General features: G+C 71.1%; 18 protein-coding genes and 1 pseudogene. 4 read left to right on the top strand and 15 right to left on the bottom strand.

Going from position 1 to position 16,716, the window contains the following annotated elements; translation table 11 throughout:
* Window positions 1–42 precede the first annotated feature (42 nt).
* Window positions 43–867 carry an NAD-dependent epimerase/dehydratase family protein gene (locus OG700_RS31045; protein ID WP_405619349.1) on the top strand — a complete coding sequence of 275 codons (825 nt, stop codon included), beginning with the start codon at window positions 43–45 and terminating at the stop codon, window positions 865–867.
* A 116-nt stretch (window positions 868–983) separates the two neighbouring features.
* Window positions 984–2,258 carry a TerD family protein gene (locus OG700_RS31040; protein ID WP_405619347.1) on the top strand — a complete coding sequence of 425 codons (1,275 nt, stop codon included), beginning with the start codon at window positions 984–986 and terminating at the stop codon, window positions 2,256–2,258.
* A gap of 98 nt (window positions 2,259–2,356) precedes the next feature.
* Here the strand turns inward: OG700_RS31040 and OG700_RS31035 are convergent, their stop codons facing one another.
* The 3 genes and pseudogenes from OG700_RS31035 to OG700_RS31025 form a co-directional block, all read right to left on the bottom strand.
* Window positions 2,357–2,584 carry a hypothetical protein gene (locus tag OG700_RS31035; RefSeq protein ID WP_037784015.1) on the bottom strand — a complete coding sequence of 76 codons (228 nt, stop codon included), beginning with the start codon at window positions 2,582–2,584 and terminating at the stop codon, window positions 2,357–2,359.
* A gap of 115 nt (window positions 2,585–2,699) precedes the next feature.
* Window positions 2,700–4,098: pseudogene (locus OG700_RS31030) on the bottom strand (TROVE domain-containing protein).
* A 346-nt stretch (window positions 4,099–4,444) separates the two neighbouring features.
* The gene (locus OG700_RS31025) at window positions 4,445–5,998 is read right to left on the bottom strand and encodes a hypothetical protein (protein ID WP_405619345.1); all 1,554 of its coding nucleotides are present in this window, start codon (window positions 5,996–5,998) and stop codon (window positions 4,445–4,447) included.
* A 210-nt stretch (window positions 5,999–6,208) separates the two neighbouring features.
* On the opposite strand from OG700_RS31025, the gene OG700_RS31020 reads away from it, so the two are divergent.
* The gene (locus OG700_RS31020) at window positions 6,209–8,035 is read left to right on the top strand and encodes an endonuclease/exonuclease/phosphatase family protein (RefSeq protein WP_405619343.1); all 1,827 of its coding nucleotides are present in this window, start codon (window positions 6,209–6,211) and stop codon (window positions 8,033–8,035) included.
* 79 nt (window positions 8,036–8,114) lie between these two features.
* On the opposite strand, the gene OG700_RS31015 is transcribed toward OG700_RS31020, so the two are convergent.
* The 9 genes from OG700_RS31015 to OG700_RS30975 all read right to left on the bottom strand — a co-directional run bounded on the left by OG700_RS31015 (window position 8,115) and on the right by OG700_RS30975 (window position 14,191).
* On the bottom strand, window positions 8,115–8,819 hold the full coding sequence (locus tag OG700_RS31015) for an antibiotic biosynthesis monooxygenase (protein WP_405619341.1): 705 nt from the start codon (window positions 8,817–8,819) through the stop codon (window positions 8,115–8,117).
* 75 nt (window positions 8,820–8,894) lie between these two features.
* Entirely contained in the window at window positions 8,895–9,416 is a 522-nt protein-coding gene (locus tag OG700_RS31010; RefSeq protein WP_405619339.1) for an SMI1/KNR4 family protein, read from the bottom strand.
* A gap of 13 nt (window positions 9,417–9,429) precedes the next feature.
* Window positions 9,430–10,077: a DUF4232 domain-containing protein gene (locus OG700_RS31005; protein ID WP_405619337.1), complete on the bottom strand. Its 648-nt coding sequence runs from the start codon at window positions 10,075–10,077 to the stop codon at window positions 9,430–9,432.
* Between the two features lie 39 nt (window positions 10,078–10,116).
* Complete coding sequence (gene dapD, locus OG700_RS31000) at window positions 10,117–11,106, bottom strand: 2,3,4,5-tetrahydropyridine-2,6-dicarboxylate N-succinyltransferase (protein ID WP_405619335.1); 990 nt, start codon at window positions 11,104–11,106, stop codon at window positions 10,117–10,119.
* A gap of 106 nt (window positions 11,107–11,212) precedes the next feature.
* A complete protein-coding gene (locus OG700_RS30995; protein WP_405619333.1) occupies window positions 11,213–12,277 on the bottom strand; it encodes a CU044_5270 family protein in 1,065 nt (354 codons plus the stop codon).
* Complete coding sequence (locus OG700_RS30990) at window positions 12,270–12,878, bottom strand: RNA polymerase sigma factor (protein WP_405619331.1); 609 nt, start codon at window positions 12,876–12,878, stop codon at window positions 12,270–12,272. The genes OG700_RS30995 and OG700_RS30990 overlap by 8 nt, the downstream gene beginning before the upstream one ends.
* Window positions 12,879–12,979: 101 nt before the next feature.
* The gene (locus tag OG700_RS30985) at window positions 12,980–13,273 is read right to left on the bottom strand and encodes a hypothetical protein (protein ID WP_405619329.1); all 294 of its coding nucleotides are present in this window, start codon (window positions 13,271–13,273) and stop codon (window positions 12,980–12,982) included.
* 4 nt (window positions 13,274–13,277) lie between these two features.
* A complete protein-coding gene (locus tag OG700_RS30980; protein ID WP_405619327.1) occupies window positions 13,278–13,865 on the bottom strand; it encodes a TetR/AcrR family transcriptional regulator in 588 nt (195 codons plus the stop codon).
* Window positions 13,865–14,191, bottom strand: a complete 327-nt coding sequence (locus OG700_RS30975; protein ID WP_405619325.1) for a DMT family transporter — start codon at window positions 14,189–14,191, stop codon at window positions 13,865–13,867. Before OG700_RS30975 ends, OG700_RS30980 begins: the two co-directional genes overlap by 1 nt.
* Window positions 14,192–14,435: 244 nt before the next feature.
* Here OG700_RS30975 and OG700_RS30970 point away from each other — a divergent pair, with 244 nt between their 5' ends.
* Window positions 14,436–15,455: an oxidoreductase gene (locus OG700_RS30970; protein ID WP_405619323.1), complete on the top strand. Its 1,020-nt coding sequence runs from the start codon at window positions 14,436–14,438 to the stop codon at window positions 15,453–15,455.
* Here OG700_RS30970 and OG700_RS30965 read toward each other — a convergent pair.
* The 3 genes from OG700_RS30965 to OG700_RS30955 are packed head-to-tail and all read right to left on the bottom strand — an operon-like array spanning window position 15,343 to window position 16,678.
* On the bottom strand, window positions 15,343–15,618 hold the full coding sequence (locus OG700_RS30965) for a DUF397 domain-containing protein (protein ID WP_405619321.1): 276 nt from the start codon (window positions 15,616–15,618) through the stop codon (window positions 15,343–15,345). The genes OG700_RS30970 and OG700_RS30965 overlap by 113 nt on opposite strands.
* Window positions 15,615–15,818 (bottom strand): DUF397 domain-containing protein, encoded by a 204-nt coding sequence (locus OG700_RS30960; protein ID WP_405619319.1) that lies wholly within the window; start codon window positions 15,816–15,818, stop codon window positions 15,615–15,617. Before OG700_RS30960 ends, OG700_RS30965 begins: the two co-directional genes overlap by 4 nt.
* Window positions 15,815–16,678 (bottom strand): helix-turn-helix transcriptional regulator, encoded by an 864-nt coding sequence (locus OG700_RS30955; RefSeq protein WP_405619317.1) that lies wholly within the window; start codon window positions 16,676–16,678, stop codon window positions 15,815–15,817. The genes OG700_RS30960 and OG700_RS30955 overlap by 4 nt, the downstream gene beginning before the upstream one ends.
* Window positions 16,679–16,716 lie beyond the last annotated feature (38 nt).

Here is a 16,716-nt window from a genome sequence, read left to right as displayed (position 1 = left end):
CCGCCCGAGTACATCCGAGTACGTCCGAGGAGATTGACGCCCATGCCCCCACCGCGAACCGTCCTGCTCACCGGCGCGGCAGGCGGCCTCGGCACCCTCATGCGGGGGCTGCTGCCCGCGTACGGGTACGAACTCCGGCTCTTCGACGCCACTCCCATAGAAGGCGAGCCGGACGCGATCACGGCCGACCTCGGCGACAAGCACGCCCTGCGCGAGGCCGTCCAGGGCGTCGACGCGATCATCCACCTCGCCGGCATCTCGCTGGAGGCGTCGTTCGACAAAATCCTGCGGGCCAACATCGAGGGGACGTACAACCTCTACGAGGCGGCACGCGAGGCGGGCACCGCGCGGATGGTCTTCGCGTCCAGCAACCACTCCGTGGGGTTCACGCCACGGCCGCGCGGCAGCTACCCGCTCGACTCGCAGGCGCTGATCCCGATCGACACCCCGCGCCGCCCCGACACGTTCTACGGCCTCTCCAAGTGCTTCGGCGAGGATCTGGCGCAGCTCTACTGGGACAGGCACCGCCTTCAGACCGTCTCCGTACGGATCGGGTCCTGCTTCATGGAGCCCACCTCCGTACGGATGCTGTCGGTCTGGATGAGCCCCGGCGACGGCGCGCGGCTCTTCCACGCCGCGCTCACGGCCGAGGACGTCGGACACTGTGTCGTCTACGGCTCGTCCGCCAACACCCGCCTGTGGTGGGACCTTTCGACGGCGCGGGCGCTCGGGTACGAGCCCCAGGACGACTCCGAGCAGTACGCGGACAAACTCGTCGCCGAACAGGGCGAACTGGACCCGGAGGATCCCGACCACGCCCATCTGGGCGGCCACTTCTGCACGCACCCGCCCCAGTGGCCTTACTGACCCGCCCGGTCGGCCCCCGAGCCGGCCCGCCGCGCGGCCACTCGAAGGCTGACCCGTCCGGGCGAGGCTCGCGAGGGTAAGGGAACGGCAAAGAGGGGTCGTTCGTTACGTCTGGCATGACAGCTATGACCCCCGGCTCGAACATCCCTCTCTCCGCCGCCCGCGTGGCGGTGGACGTCGCCGCCCCGGTGCGGCTCGACGTATCGGGCCTGCTGCTCACCGCCGACGGCAAGGTGCGCTCCGACGACGACTTCATCTTCTACAACCAGCCGACGGGCCCCGGTGTGACCTACCGGTCCGGCGGCGGTACGGCTCCGGACGCGATCGTGGTGGACACCTCCGCCGTCCCCGCCGGTATCGAGAAGATCGTCGTCACGGCCAGCCCGGACGCGGCGGGACAGAGCTTCCAGGGCATCGAGCCCACAGCGACCATCCGCAACGCCGACGACGGCAGCGCGCTCGCCACCTTCACCCCGCCGAATCTGGGTTCCGAGACCGCGCTGGTGGTCGTCGAGGTCTACCTGCGCAACGGCGCCTGGAAGGTCCGCGCGGTCGGCCAGGGTTACGCGAACGGGCTGTCGGGCATCGCCACCGACTTCGGCGTCTCGGTGGAGGAGCCCGCGACGCCCGCCGCCGCCACCCCGCAGGCACCCCAGGCCCCGGTGACCCCGATGGCGCCGGTACCGCCCGCCGCGCCCGTCCCGCCCCCGGCTCCCACCCCGTCGTCGGCCGACCCCCGGGTCCCGGCGGCCCCCGTCACTCCCGCAGCCCCCGTCCCGCCGCCCGCTCCCCCGGCCCCCCCGCACAGCACCGGGAAGATCAACCTGGACAAGGGCCGCGTCAACCTCCAGAAGAACCAGACGGTGTCGCTCGTCAAGGGCGGCGCCCCGCTGCTGTCCCAGGTCAAGATGGGCCTCGGCTGGGAGCCCGCCTTCCGCGGCAAGGACATCGACCTCGACGCCTCGGTGATCGCCTACGGACCGAACCGCAACCACCTCGACAGCTGCTACTTCGGCAAACTGACCATCCTCGGCGGCTCGGTCAAACACTCCGGTGACAACCTCACCGGTGAGGGCGCCGGGGACGACGAGACGATCGTGGTCGACCTCGGGCGGCTGCCGGCCGAGGCCACCGGCCTGGTCTTCACCGTCAACTCGTTCACCGGCCAGAAGTTCAACGAGGTCGCGAAGGCCTACTGCCGGCTGCTCGACGCGGCGACCGGCGAGGAGCTGGTCCGCTTCGACCTGACGGGCGCCGAGCCGCAGACCGGCGTGATCATGGCCAAGCTGATCAAGCAGTTCTCCGGTGAGTGGGAGATGACCGCCGTCGGCGAGTTCGTGAAGTCCCGCACGGTCCGCGGCATGGTCAAGCCCGCGGCCAAGTCCCTCTGAGTAGCGCTCCGGACCCGCCGCGAGTGCGTCTGGGTCCGGACATGCCTTTACGGGCCGCCGCGGTCACGGGGATCGCGGCGGCCCGGGGGCCTGGCTCTTCAGAGCTTGGTCAGTTTGGAGAAGGGGCTCAGGATCCGACCCTGGCGGCCCGAGAAATCGATGAGCACGGCGTTCTCGCCCTCGACTCCGATGACTCTTCCCAACCCGAACTGATCATGGGAGACACGGTCTCCCACGTCGAAGTGCTCGGGCGGAGGTGAGGCCGGGCCTTGGCGGTTGAAGGGACTGGACGGCAGGTGGCGCCGGGAACCGGCTGACTTTGTCATTACCTGGAGTATGCGCCCAACGGCACCCGCCGCGCCATGCCCGACCGCCGACGGGCCGCCGGATCACTCGTTCCCAGGCGACCCCACGGCCCTCGTCAGTGCCCCGTTCCGGCAGTCAGGCGGCCCACGGCCAGTGCGCGTCCCGCCCCGCCTCCAGCAGCGGAACCATCCGGAACGCCGCATCGGAGAGACCACCGAAAGTGTGCCGGTACGGCGTGCCCGACGGCCCGTGCCCGGCCCGGTGTCCCGCCGGATTCCAGGTGTGGACGGGAACGCGGTCCGGGACCTGCTCGGTCGGATCGCCGCCGTAGCTGTCGGTCGCCTGCTCGTCCGTGACGATCAGCACCCGGTCATGGCCCCGGTAGTGCTCCCGTACCGCCCGCGACGAGTCCGTACCGCCGGAGCGGTCGACCAGGATCAGCGTCCGGCCCGGCAGCGCGGGCACATTGGCCGGCGAGTGGCCGAGCGCCCGCTCCAGCGGGTAGGACCAGCGCAGCGACGGCGCGTGCTGGTTCGCCGCGAGACAGCGGAAGGGGAACTGCCGCGACCGGGCGACCACCGCCGGGTCGGACAGCTCGGCGGCGACCCGGGCCGCGGCCTCGTCGCTCACCCCGGCCTCGTCGAAGTTCCGCGGATTGCGCGGCAGCGCCATCGGCCCCATGGACGGGATGACGGCCTCCCACGCCGCCGCGTCCAGCGGACCCTGGAGCCGGCCCGCCGGCATCTCCCACGTCCTGCCCGCCTCGGCCAGCCGCTCGGCGGCGCCGGGGGCCGTGACCGTCGCACGCCGCTCGGCGGCGGGCAGCGCCATCAGCGCCCGGTGCGCGGTGCGCGGTGCGGGTGCGGTTCGACGCGGGCGGAACGGCGGTGTCCGGGTGGTGCCGGCGGTCCAGGGCGTAACGGAACAACTCGCCCTGCCACGCCTTCGCCGGGTCGGGCGAGGCGTGCACGAGATTGAGAATGTCCCCGAAGCGATAACCCTTCGACTCGGTGTCGTATTTCACCAGCGACTTTCCGCTGTAGAGCCGCTGTACGGCGTCGGCCGTGCCCCGCTTGACGGGCTTGGGAATCCGGCGTCCGTAACGGGACGTCCAGTAGCCGAGCATTTCACCGGGCTCGTCGGCGCGCAGCATGGCGGAATCGATGACCTGGCGGTTCGACGGGCCTGTGCCGACGCCCAGTTCGAGACGTGCCTTCACCTATTCGGCGGCGCCGACGACGGCGGCGGTCCGCATGTTCCCGTCGCGGCGCAGCCAGCTCGGCAGACCGGCCCTCCACTGCGGATCCTCGACGGCGAGCTTGCCCACGAGGGTGGCGTAGCGGTTGTCGCGGTCGGCCCCGGACTCGTGAGAAGTCTGCTGGGAAAGGAAATTGGCGACGGCGAGCAGAAACAGCTCGGATTTGGCGTCGCGCGGATATATGGTGCCGCCCCCGTGCGTCCGGGTGGTAACGCCGGTCGTGCGCACCGGGGACGTGCCGCGAGGCATGGAGAGACGCGTGTTGAAACGTGCCATGGGAATTCCACCGAATTCGATGAAAAGTCCAGAGATCAAGGCCGGCGGCACCGAACAAAGTTGCTCTACCAGCTGAGCCACATCGGCTCGAAAGCCGATGACAGGACTCGAACCTGCGACCTCCCCAACAGAATGGAAGTAGGTCCCGCCTTCGCACCTGGACGCGTACGACTCCAGGAGAGGGGCCGGCGGGGCTGCCGGGGGTCTTACCGGCGGTGCCGGGGCGGCCCCGGGACACGCTGCGGGCAGCGCGCACCGGCCACCGGGCGGGCCGCCGTCACCCCGACGCCCGCCCGACCCCTCAAGCCCCGGCCTCTCAGCCCCCGGCCGCTCAAGCCGCTCCCGCTCAACCCCCGCTGCGCGACCGCGCCTTGAACGCCGCCTTGCGGGCGGCCTTCGCCGTCTTGCGGTCCCGGTGCAGTCGCCCCATCGCCTCCAGCACGTCCGCCGTCGCCGGGTGGTCCACCCGCCAGGCCGCGTCGAAGAAGCCGTTGTGCTGACCGACCAGGCCCTCCACCAGCTCCTGGAGTTCCACGGGCTCGCCGTCCGCGTCGAGTTGGGCCGCGATCGTGTCGACGGCCAGCCAGAAGATCATCGACTCGGGCGGCGGCGGCACGTCGGCGGCACGCTGCTCGGCGAGCCATACGCGGGCGAGCCCGCCCAGCTCCGCGTCGTCCAGCACCTCGCGCACCGCGGGCTCGGCCTCGGCGCCGACGAGCGCCAGGGCCTGCTGACAGTGCAGCCGGCGCAGCGGGGCGCCGGGGTCGGTGCCCTTGGCGGCGACGAGGAGTTCGCGCGCCGCCGCGGCGGGTTCGCGGCGGGCCAGCCACTGTTCGGTCTCCGCCCGCGCGGCCGGCTCGGGGAAGTGCGCGACGCCGTCGAGCAGCGCGTCGGCGCCCTTGTCTGCCAGGTCGCCGACGGCGGGCGCCTCGACACCCGCGTCCCGCAGCCGGGACCTGATCCCGTGCAGACCGAGCGGGGTCAGCGTGACCACGCCGTAGCGGGACACGTCCTCGTCGTCGCCGGACGGTCCGGCGTCGGAGCCGCCCTCGGCGTCCTCGACCATCAGGGCCTCGTCCACGGGCACGTACGTGACGAGCCCGATCGGCTCCAGCAGGGCGAACTGGTCGTCCAGCCGCATCATCGCGTCCGACACCTGCTCCAGCACGTCGTCGGTGGGCTCGCCCATGTCGTCGGGCACGATCATCGACGCGGCGAGGACCGGCAGTGGTACGGGGACGGGAGCCGTCCCGCCTTCGCCGACGGTGAGCAGGTAGAGGTTCCCGAGGACGCCCTCCAGGAAATCGGCCTCCACCTCCGGGTCCCAGTCCAGGGCGTCGAGGTCGATCTCGCCGTCGTCGCCGATGGCACCGGCCAGATCCTCCAGGACGGGCGCCGTCGCGTCGGCGAAGACCACGTCCAGGGCGTCCAGCCAGAGGGAGAGAATGTCCTGCGGGCCGCCGGACGCGATCAGTTCGAGCGCGGCTCCGGCGCTCACGCTGCCGTCGCCGTCACCGTCCGCCCCGGCCGCCCCTCCAACATCGCTGCCGTCCGAGCCGTCCGAGCCGTCCGGGTCCTCGATCTCGACCAGCCCGGTGTCGACGGCCACCCGCCACGCCTCGCTCGCGTCGGCCTCCGCCTCCGCCCGCGCCTCGGCGGCCAAGGCCTCGTCGGTCTCGGTCGGTTCGGGGCTCCCGGCCGCGAGGAGCCCCAGCGCCTCGGCCGCCGCGGGCAGTTGCTCCTCGACGAGTTCACCACCCGCGCCGACGCGCGTCCCCGGCCCGGCCCAGCGGGCGAGACGTACGGCCCTGGCGAGCAGCGGTACGGCGAGCGCGTCCCGCGCCAGCTCCGCGTCCGAGGGCAGCCGCACCGGCGGCAGAGTGGGGCGGTCTCCGGACATCTGGTGATTCTCCTTGCGCCTTACGGGGTCCAGGGCGCCCAAGCGTAGACGTATTTCACCCCATCCCACCCGGTTCACTTGGCCGACAACGGGCGTACACCCGGACACCCTTGACAACACATGTGCCCACGCAAGAGATTGACGCGCGTAGAACTTCGCAGGGAACTACCTCTCCGCACCCTCTCTCCACCTCACTTCCGGAGTCCCGTCATGCCTTCATCCGTACCGAGAACGGCCGCTGTCGCGGCCCTCGTCGCCAGCGCGCTGGCAGCCGGTCCGCTCGCCGGATCCTCCTCGGCGTCCGCCGCCGAGGTCAGGATTCACGGCATCCAGGGCAGTGGCCGGATATCGCCGCTCGTGGGTACCTCCGTGGCGGACGTGCCCGGCATCGTCACCGGTGTGCGGGCCTACGGCTCCCGGGGCTTCTGGTTCCAGGACCCGAACCCCGACAAGGACTCCGCGACGAGCGAGGGCGTCTTCGTCTTCACCAACGCCGTGCCGGCGGTCGCCGTGGGCGACTCGGTCAAGGTGTCCGGCACGGTCACCGAGTACATCCCCGGCGGCACCTCGTCCGGCAACCAGTCCCTCACCCAGATCTCGTCGCCGAAGATCACGGTCGTCTCCTCCGGCAACAAGGTGCCCGCACCGGTCACCATCTCGGCCAGGTCCGTACCGGCGGCGTACGCGCCGAAGGGCACGGCGGCGACGGGCAACAGCATCAACGGCCTTCAGCTGAGGCCCCGTAGCTACGCGCTGGACTACTACGAGTCGCTGGAGGGCAGCAACGTCCGCGTCGGCACCTCACGCGTGGTCGGCGCCACCGACCCGTACGCGGAGTTGTGGGTGACGGTCAAGCCGAACGAGAACGCCAACCGCCGCGGCGGCACGGTCTACAGCTCGTACGACGACCAGAACACCGGCAGGATCCAGATCCAGCAGCTGGCGCCGGCCGCCGAGCGGCCGTTCCCGAAGGCCGATGTCGGCGACGTGCTGTCCGGCGGCGCCGAAGGCCCGCTGGACTTCAACCAGTTCGGCGGCTACACGCTGACCGCCCGCACGCTCGGCGAGGTCACCGGCGGCGGCGCGAAGCCCGAGACGACCCGTGCGCAGCGGAGCGACGAGCTGGCCGTGGCGACGTACAACGTGGAGAACCTCGACCCGTCCGACCCGCGGGAGAAGTTCGACGCGCTCGCCGGCGCGGTGGTCGGCGCTCTGTCGTCGCCGGACATCCTGGCGCTGGAGGAGATCCAGGACAACAACGGCGCGAAGAACGACGGCACCGTCTCCGCCGACGAGACGATCGCCAAGTTCACGGCGGCGATCGCGGCGGCCGGCGGCCCCGCGTACGAGGCGCGCACCGTCGACCCGCGGGACAGGACCGACGGCGGCGAGCCCGGCGGCAACATCCGCCAGGTCTTCCTCTTCAACCCCGAGCGGGTCTCCTTCACCGACCGCGCGGGCGGCGACGCGACGACCGCCACCGAGGCCGTACGGACCGACGGCAAGGCCGCCCTGAGCCTGTCCCCCGGCCGCGTCGACCCGGCGAACGCCGCCTGGACCGACAGCCGCAAGCCGCTCGCCGGTGAGTTCACCTTCCGCGGCAAGCCGGTCGTCGTGATCGCCAACCACTTCGGCTCCAAGGGCGGCGACGAGAGCATCGTCTCGCACCACCAGCCGCCGAACCGGATCTCCGAGGCGCAGCGGCACCTCCAGGCGAAGGCCGTCAACACCTTCGTGAAGGATCTCCTCAAGATCCAGCGGAGCGCCGACGTCCTGGTGGTCGGTGACATCAACGACTTCGAGTTCTCCGACACGACGAAGGCGCTCACCGCCGGCGGCGCGCTGTACCCGGCGGTCAAGTCCCTGCCGGCGCCGGAGCGTTACTCGTACGTCTACCAGGGCAACAGCCAGGTTCTCGACCAGATCCTGACCAGCCCGTCGATCGACGACTTCGACTACGACAGCGTCCACATCAACGCCGAGTTCGCCGACCAGAACAGCGACCACGACCCGCAGGTGCTGCGCTTCCGCCCCTGACCGGTCCGCGCCTGCCGCGGAGTCCCCCTGAACCGCGGTGGCCCGGCCGTACCCCACATACGGCCGGACCACCGCTCCCTCACCCCCCGGCGAGGCTGATCGCGGGCGTGTACCTCTTCACCGTGCTGCCCGCCAGGCCGGGGAAGTTCTGTACCTTCTCCCACTGCTCCGTGCTCGAACCGACCCCGTCCCCGGGGGAGTTGAGCGCCTCGATGTGGCCCTCCGCGTTCTCCCACTCGGCGTAGTTGAGCACCCGCGTCCCGTCCGTGCTCGCGTGGAAGTGCGCGGCGATGCCGCCCGACCGCTCGTACGGGTCGTGGTCGAGTGCCGCGAAGACGGTGTCCGTCCACGCCCGCTGCCGCGCCGGGTCGGGCCCCTCGAACTCGACGTCCACAATCACCACGCAGCCGGGCACACGGGTGTCGCCCTCGGCCGGCTCCCCGCTGCGGTACAGCTCGTACGAGGCGAGCCCGAGCCGCTCGATCCCCGGCACGGCCGCGTCGATCTCCGCGTTGCGCTCGTCCCGGCCCGTACGGACAAAGTCCTGGTAGGCCGTCTCGTCGCGCCACTGCGAGTAGTGCAGCAGGCTCTCGCCGTCCTCGCCGACCAGCACGCTGTACGACAGGAGGCCGCCGTCCGGCCAGTCCCGGCTCCGCCACGCCCCACTGATCGCGTCCACCGCCGCGCACTGGCGCTCGGGCGTACCGACCCGCCAGGTGCTGACCTTGACGACGCCCACGCCAGGACGGTTGATCTCGGGGACGGTGCTGACCCGCACAGACACGGTGATCCCTCCTCGTCGCCGCACCACCGTGGTGCGGCGTCACTCACCATGCTCAAATATGAAGTGCGGTTGAAGTCAACGCGATTTCGCCCGGCGCGCCACCCAGTCGGCGAAACCGGGCTCCTCCTCGGCGGGCGCGGCGCCCACGTCGCTGACGGCCCATATCCGGCCGCGCTGCGCGCCGGTGACGACCAGATGCCAGTACAGCCCGCAGCCGTCCGTGCCCAGCACGACACTGCCGTCGTTGCCGACCTCGTCGATCAGCGGCTCTATCTCCTCGTACGGCCGGGGGTCGTCCTCCCACACCCATGCCTCGGTGAGCGGGAACGCCTTCGCGGGCGCGCGCTGCCCGTCGTCACAACCCCAGTCCGCGGGCAGCGACCTCAGCGGTATCAGCCCATCGACATCGGCGGGGCCTTCACCGCTGCCGTCGCAGATCTCGGCGACCAGCGTGCGGTACGGCTCCGGCAGCACGACGCCCTGCTCCCGCTCGAAGGCGCGCACGGCGACCCAGCCCAGCGGGGGTCGGCGCAGCTCGGGCGGGAAGGCGGCGCGCAGCGCGTCGAGGTCGGCGGGGTCGGCGCGTTCGGTGTCCATACGCCCCATTGGATCACCGACCACTGACAGGGTCGGCGGCCCAGGAAGTGACGTCCAGGGTGCCGTCCGTGCCGAGGTCGATGGGGAGCGGCAGCGAGACGGGCTCCTCGCCGGGTGCGGGCGTGACGAGGATGTGGGCGCCCGGGGTGGGGGCTCCGTCGAAGGAGGTGACGCGGTTGTTCCAGTGCAGCACCGCGTTCGCGGTGGCGTTGGGAGCGAGCGTCAGCTGCCGGGGGCGGTCCTCGCGTCTGCCGGTGAAGCTGTAGTCGTTCTCGTGGCTGATCTTGACGTCGACCGGCTCGCGGGCCTCGTCGAGGAGTTCGAGGCCCGGGTACCCCTTGACGCGGTAGGGCTTGTCGCCGCAGTTCCAGAGTTTGACGGTGACCACGCGGTGGCCCATGGCGGCGTCCTCGCCGCCGATCACGACGTCCAGGCCCGAGGGCGGGCACCCGGAGGGCGTGGTCTCGGCGGGCGAGGACGGCGAGGGCAAGGGCGAGGGCGGCGGCGAGGGCGGGGCGACGGACGGTGGCCGGGCGGACGGGGCGGCGCCACCACCCCGCTCCGCCTCGATCTCACCCTTCAGGTCCGAACATCCCGCCACTGTCAGCAGCAGGACGAACGCCCCCGCGAGCAGCGCGGCATGGCGGTGTCGCCTCGTCATCGGATCCCCGTCCCCCTCGGTGTACGCGCTGACGTGGCGTCAGTTGTGGCTGTGCAGAACGTCGTTGAGACCGCCCCAGACCGCGTTGTTCGGGCGTGCCTCGACCTTGCCGGTGACCGAGTTGCGGCGGAAGAGGATGTTCGACGCGCCGGACAGGCCACGGGCCTTGACGATCTCCCCGTCGGGCAGTGTCACGCGCGTACCCGCCGTGATGTAGAGCCCCGCCTCGACCACGCACTCGTCGCCGAGCGGGATGCCGACGCCCGCCTCGGCGCCGATGAGGCAGCGCTCGCCGATGACGATGCGCTCCGTGCCGCCGCCGGAGAGGGTGCCCATGGTGGAGGCCCCGCCGCCGATGTCCGAGCCGTCGCCGACGACGACGCCGGCCGAGATCCGGCCCTCGACCATGGAGGTGCCGAGGGTGCCCGCGTTGAAGTTGACGAAGCCCTCGTGCATCACGGTGGTGCCCTCGGCGAGGTGCGCGCCCAGTCGGACGCGGTCGGCGTCACCGATCCGGACGCCCTTGGGGGCGACGTAGTCCGTCATACGCGGGAACTTGTCGACCGCGGTGACCTGGAGGTGCAGCCCCTGCGCGCGGGCGTTCAGGCGCACGGTCTCCAGCGCGTCGACGGCGACCGGGCCGAGCGAGGTCCAGGCGACATTGGCGAGCAGACCGAAGAGCCCGTCGAGGCTCTGGCCGTGCGGCTTCACCAGGCGGTGGCTGAGCAGGTGCAGACGCAGATACGCGTCGTGCGCGTCCAGCGGCTTGTCGTCGAGCGAGGCGATGACCGTACGGACGGCGACGATCTCGACCCCGCGGCGCGGGTCGGGTCCGACGGCCTTGCGCGCCGTGTCGCCGAGCAGTTCGGCCGCGCGGTCGGCGGTCAGCCGCTCGGTGCCGGCGGGGCCCGGCTCGTCGCTGAGCGCGGGAGCGGGGTACCAGGTGTCGAGGACGGTGCCGTCCTCGGTGAGGGTGGCGAGCCCGGCGGCGACGGCGCCGGTGGTGCGAATAGCAGTCGTGTCGGTCATGGACGAAACCTAACGGGCGCCCGTACGCGGAGGCCAACCGGTCTCGGCGTACGGGCACCCGGCCCCCGTGGTTCGGGAGGGGGCGTGGCTCGGGAGCGCTCGTGGCTCAGGGGCGCTGACGATCCTTGTCGACCAGGGCCGACTCCAGTACGAGGTCCTCCATGGTGACGTCCCCCTTCTTCCAGGTGGCCCCCGGTACGGCCGCACTGCTCGATCCGTCGTCGTTCAGGTGGCTCGTCATGGCCGAGGCGTCCTGGCGCGCCGTCGACCGATTTCCGAGCGGCAGACCTGTGGCCGGATCCATCAGATAATCACTTACCCCGGCGTCGGCGACATCGTCGTTCAGTCCGATGGCGAGGGCCTCCCGGCCGGCGCTGTCGGTGACCCAGCTCGCCCTGATGCCGGGGATCTCCGCCATCGCGCGGTAGACCTTCGCCAGCCCCTTGGGATGAGCGATCGGCTGCCCGGCAACCAGCCCGAGCACCCGGAACGCGTGCTGCTCGGGCGTCTCGGAGTCGGCCGGATAGAACGTCAGGAGCTTGTCGAGCACCTTGTCCTGGTCGTCGGGCAGGTCGCCGAGGAGTGCGAAGATCTCGCGGGCCGAGTAGTCGTCGTCGTCCTTCACCTTCTCCATGGCCGGATCAGCGAACGGAGTCCACTCCTCTATCTCGTGCGGCCCCGGGCCGGTCAGGGTCACGGCCCTCCCGACGCCCGGCACCTGCGTCGGCGACAGCCCCGCCGGCGGCTCCTCACCGGGAGGGAGTTCGACCACGATGCTGGAGTCCCCGTCCATGGACACGTTGTAGGAGCTCGTGCGCGTGTAGATCCACTGCTTGGCCCCGGGGCTCGGCACCGGATCGTCCTCGACCATCGCGGCGGCGTCCAGCAGCACGTCCTTCGGGTTGCCGACCACCTCGCCCTCGCCGCTCGGCGGCGGCGCCGACGCCGTGTCCTGCCCGCCGCCGCCCACCAGCAGGCTCGCCGTCACCGCCGCCACCGCGATCGCGGCCACGGCGCCGACCGTCGCCATCCGCCAGTCGGAGCGCAGCCGGCGGACCCGGCCGCCGGACGCGGCCGCGTCGAGCAGCCGCTGTCTGCCCGGCGCCAGCCTGGCGCGGTCGGGCCTCGGTGCGTCGGGGCGCAGTTCGCTGAGCATTGTCGTCTCATCCATGGATCGTCGCCTCCGCAACGTCGGTCACTCGGGTGGGGTCGGCGCCGCCCAGCGCCGTACGTACCTTGCGCCGGGCCCTGTTGAGCCGGGACCGGACCGTGCCGATCGGTATGGACAGCGCGTCGGCCACCTCCTGGTAGCTGAAGTCGGCCCAGGCGATCAGCAGCAGGACATGCCGGTCGCCGCCGGACAGACCGGCGACGGCCCCCGCGAGCGCGGCCTGCGTACCCTCGGCGGTGATCCGGCTGTCGGCGCGCTCGACCCAGGACTCGGCGACGGGGTCGCGGCCGGTACGCGCGAGGGCGCGCAGGCCCCGTACTTCCTTACGGCGCTGCTTGCCGATCAGGTTGGCCGCGATGCCGTACAGCCAGGGCCGCGCGCTCTCCCTGGTGGTGTCGAAGCGGGCACGGATGCGGAACGCCGTCAGGAAGGTGTCGGCGGTGATGTCGTCGGCCGCGCCGTCGCCGAGCCGGCGCGCGGCGTAGCGGTGGATGTCGGCGGCGTGCCGGTCGTACAGGAGCGCGAAGACTTCAGGGCGCTCCAGTGACTGTCGGACGACGGCTGCGTCGTCCTCGTGTTCGTCCGGTGGTCTGCCGGTCACGGGCCCTCCGTATGCGGCGTGGTCAGGTGTGCTTCCACCACCTGTTGCCCGATGTGCCGCGACGGGTTCGCGCGCTGCGCCGCGCAGGGGCCTTCGCCGGTTCAGCCGAGCCGGTTGTGGTTGTCGTGGGGGGCACCCGCGGCGCGGCCGGTGTCGTCCTCGGCGCGCGGCAGGATCCGGTGTCCCTCGGAGTGGTGGTTCACCCAGCCGCAGACTCCGCAGCTGTAGCGGCCGTCGAGCCCGGCGATGAGCGTGCCGCACTGCCGGCACTCCGCGTATGTGATCTCGGGGCCTACGACTGCCTCGTCCGGCGCGGGGTTCGGCGCGGGGTTCGGCGCGGGGTTCGGCGCGGAGTCCGGCGCGGGGGTGGCGGGCGGGGCGGGCGGAATGCTCATCCGGTCAATCTACCGGGACCGCTCCGTGCCCCGCCGCGACCTCCGGACAGGCACCCCGGGCGAGGATCCTGCCGAGCATGTCGCGGGTGTAGCCGGCGTCGTACTCACCGCCGGTGAGCAGGACTTGGAGGCAGATGCCGTCGATCAGCGCGACCAGCGCGCGGGCGGTGACGGGGTCGACACGGTCCGCGAGGATCCTCGCGACCCCCTCGCACCACGCCGCGGCCACCGGACGCAGCGCGGGGCGGCGCAGGGCGGCGAGGTACAGCTCGTACTCCAGCTCGACGCCGGTGCGGTCCGCCGCCAGCCACCGCCCGGTGACGCGGGCCAGCTCGTCCGCGATGTCGCACCGCGGGTCGGTGAGGGCGCCGCTCTCCCTGACGACGGAGGCGAAGCCCTCGTTGGCCTGGCGCAGCGCGGCGACCAACAACTCGTCCAGGGAGGCGAAGTGGTACGTCGTGGAGCCGAGCGGCACATCGGCCTCGGCGGCGACGGTGCGGTGGCTCAGCCCGGCGATCCCGGCGCGCCCGACGACCCGGATCGCCGCGTCGATGATGCGCTGGCGCCGCTCGGGGTCGTAACGCCGCGCCATCAGTGGGCCCCGCCGACGTTGAGGAGCACGACACCGGCGATGACGAGCGCGATGCCGGCGAGCTTCGCCGGGGTGGCCGCCTCGCTCAGGAACACCATGCCGATGGCGGCGACGGCGGCGGTGCCGACACCGGCCCAGATCGCGTACGCCGTACCGACGGAGAGGGTCTTGAGCGTCTGGGCGAGCAGCGAGAAGGCCACGACGTAACCCACCACGGCCCCGAGCGAGGGCCAGAGCCGGGTGAAGCCCTCGCTGTACTTCATGGCCGTCGTAGCGGCCACCTCCGCCACGATCGCGCCGGCGAGCAATCCATATCCCAGTCCCATGCGTACGAGTGTACACATGAGTTGCGTACGCCCGTACATAAAATGGTCGAACTCCTGGCCGAGCGGCTACGGTGTCCCGGCCGGAGTCGGCGACACACATCGGAGCAGCGCAGTGACGCAGGACGCAGGGTGGGGCGGCGGGCCGCCGGGTGGACACGGGCCGTACGACGGGGGTCCGCCTCCGTACGGAGGTGGCCCTCCCCACTGGGGTGCCTGGCCACGCCCCAAGGGACCGAAGCCCGGCGTGATACCGCTGAGCCCGCTCGATGTGGGCGAGATACTCACCGGCGCGTTCGCCACGCTGGGCCGCTACTGGCAGCCACTGCTCGGTGTCGCCGTGGCCGTGTACGGCGCCGCGTTGCTGGTGACCGGCGGGGCGCTGGCCGTCGCGTACGCCGCCGTCGGAGACCACCTGTCGGCCGTCGTCGACACACCGGGCCGCGCCACGCCCGCCTGGACCGACGTACAGCCGCTGATCGTCGCCTTCGCCGGCATCTGGATCGTGGTGATGGCGGCACTGCTGCTGTCCACCGCGATGATGCAGACGTGCTGCCCGGCGATCGTCCAGGAGGCGGTGCTCGGCAGGCCGGTCAAGGTCGGCACGATCCTGCTGCGGGCGCTGTCGCGGGTACCGGCCGTCATCGGAACGGTCTTCCTCAGCGGACTGATCGCCATGGTCCCGGCACTGCTGTTCGTCACCGGGGTGGTGTCCACGACGGTCGCCTACGTCGACCCGGGCCGGTGGGACATGACTGGCTGGCTGATCGCACTGGGCTTCGTGGGCGCTCTGGTCCTCGCGCCCGTGGCGATCTGGCTGTGGGTGCTGTTCAGCCTCGCCCCGGCGGTCGTCGTCATCGAGTCACGGGGCCCCATAGGCGCGCTGCGCCGCTCGGCCGAGCTGGTCCGCGGCTCCTGGTGGCGGATCTGCGGCATCTCGCTGCTGGCCTTCGTGATCGCCTCCATCGCCGGCATGGCATTCCAGCAGTTGTTCAACATGATGGGGACCTTCCCCGGCACGTTCGACACGGGCGAGTTCAGTTACGAGCCGACCCTCGGCGAGATCTTCGTCGCCGTGAGCGGCTATCTGGTCCTGGCGCTGATCGCCCAGCTGGTCAGCCAGATCTTCTCCACGACATTCCCCCAGCTGGTGCTCAATCTGCTCTACATCGACCAGCGCATCCGCAAGGAGGATCTGGCCCCGGCGCTGATCCAGGCGGCGGGCCCCCTGCCCCCTCCCGGCCCGCCGCCCGGACGACACCGCTGATGAAGACGCGTGCACCGGCACGAGCGATCAAGAGGGGAGGCCGGTCGGGGCACTTGGAGTCACGTATACCGACCCGGCCGTCGAGTACGGCGAGTTCGACGCAGTTGTTGGCCCCACCGTTGTACGAACTCTTCCGCCACCGCGCCCGGATGAGGCCGCTCACACCCCCCACCCCACCCGCACACCGTCGACGAACCTCTGAGCGTGGGCACGGGCGATCACAAGCGCGGGCTGCTCGGGGCACTTGGAGTCGCGAATAGCGATCCCGCCGTCAAGCTCGGCAAGTTCGACGCAGTTGTTGTCGCCGCCGCTGTACGAACTCTTGCGCCACTGGGCCTGGGTCAGGTCGAGTTCGCGGTTCACTGGGGCAACTCCTCGATGATCTGCTGGATTCGGGCGCGCGTATCCGGCGGGCTGAGCGCCAGGGCGCGCAGGTGGTCGAAAACGTCTGCGTACCCGTCCACGTCCCCCTGCCCTTCAAGGTAAACGGAGTTCTTGCGGAGCTCCAGCCATACCAGGTCCGGATTCGGCTCCGGAAAGCCCATCAGCACAAACGGCCCGTAGAAGCCGGGATGCGCTCCGCAGGCCAGCGGTAGCAACTGGACTGTCACATGGGGCAGTCCATCGAGATCGACCAGCTTCGTGAGCTGATCCCGCATTACTGCCGGGGATCCGATCTGACGGGTCAGAGCGGCTTCATCAATGATCGCCCAGAACCTCATAGGGCTTTCTCCACCGAGGCGTTCGGCCTGTCGCTTCATACGCACGTCAACCAGAGGCTTGACCTGTCGCAGGCTGAGGTCCAGCCGCATCCCCGCGATGACCGCCTCGGCGTACGCGTCCGTCTGGAGCAGCCCGGGCACCAACATCGGCTCGTAGCTGCGCATGGACACCGCGCCGGCCTCCAAGGCCAGGTAGCCGTCATATCGGGTCGGGCTGAGCACAGTTGAATACTTGCGCCACCAGGGCTTGCTCTGTGCCCGGTCGGCCCGTACGAGGTCGACGATGTCCTCACGCGTTGCCGGATCCTGGACGCCGTAGCAGTCGAGCATGGCGTTCACCATGACCGGCGTGGTCCCCCGCTCGCCGTTCTCCAGACGGCTGAGCGTCCCCTGATGAACGTCTATCCGCGCCGCCACGTGGGCAAGCGTGAGCCCCGCCTCATCCCTCAACTCACTCAGACGTTGGGCGAGTTGGCGCCGGTAGACCGACTGCGGGGTCATGCCCCTGTTCCATGCCACGCCGGACATTCTGCTGCGTC

This window comes from Streptomyces sp. NBC_01508, assembly GCF_045040315.1.
Taxonomy (GTDB): domain Bacteria; phylum Actinomycetota; class Actinomycetes; order Streptomycetales; family Streptomycetaceae; genus Streptomyces.
This window is presented reverse-complemented; position numbering and strand designations above follow the sequence as displayed.

Excerpts from the sequence above, each read along its gene's own strand:
- OG700_RS30975 (WP_405619325.1), bottom strand. The coding sequence starts at position 14,191 with ATGGGACTGGGATATGGATTGCTCGCCGGCGCGATCGTGGCGGAGGTG.
- OG700_RS31045 (WP_405619349.1), top strand. The coding sequence starts at position 43 with ATGCCCCCACCGCGAACCGTCCTGCTCACCGGCGCGGCAGGCGGCCTC.
- OG700_RS30980 (WP_405619327.1), bottom strand. The coding sequence starts at position 13,865 with ATGGCGCGGCGTTACGACCCCGAGCGGCGCCAGCGCATCATCGACGCG.
- OG700_RS31025 (WP_405619345.1), bottom strand. The coding sequence starts at position 5,998 with ATGTCCGGAGACCGCCCCACTCTGCCGCCGGTGCGGCTGCCCTCGGAC.
- OG700_RS30985 (WP_405619329.1), bottom strand. The coding sequence starts at position 13,273 with ATGAGCATTCCGCCCGCCCCGCCCGCCACCCCCGCGCCGGACTCCGCG.
- OG700_RS31035 (WP_037784015.1), bottom strand. The coding sequence starts at position 2,584 with ATGACAAAGTCAGCCGGTTCCCGGCGCCACCTGCCGTCCAGTCCCTTC.
- OG700_RS31005 (WP_405619337.1), bottom strand. The coding sequence starts at position 10,077 with ATGACGAGGCGACACCGCCATGCCGCGCTGCTCGCGGGGGCGTTCGTC.
- OG700_RS31020 (WP_405619343.1), top strand. The coding sequence starts at position 6,209 with ATGCCTTCATCCGTACCGAGAACGGCCGCTGTCGCGGCCCTCGTCGCC.
- OG700_RS31010 (WP_405619339.1), bottom strand. The coding sequence starts at position 9,416 with ATGGACACCGAACGCGCCGACCCCGCCGACCTCGACGCGCTGCGCGCC.
- OG700_RS30955 (WP_405619317.1), bottom strand. The coding sequence starts at position 16,678 with ATGACCCCGCAGTCGGTCTACCGGCGCCAACTCGCCCAACGTCTGAGT.
- OG700_RS31040 (WP_405619347.1), top strand. The coding sequence starts at position 984 with ATGACAGCTATGACCCCCGGCTCGAACATCCCTCTCTCCGCCGCCCGC.
- OG700_RS30995 (WP_405619333.1), bottom strand. The coding sequence starts at position 12,277 with ATGGATGAGACGACAATGCTCAGCGAACTGCGCCCCGACGCACCGAGG.
- dapD (WP_405619335.1), bottom strand. The coding sequence starts at position 11,106 with ATGACCGACACGACTGCTATTCGCACCACCGGCGCCGTCGCCGCCGGG.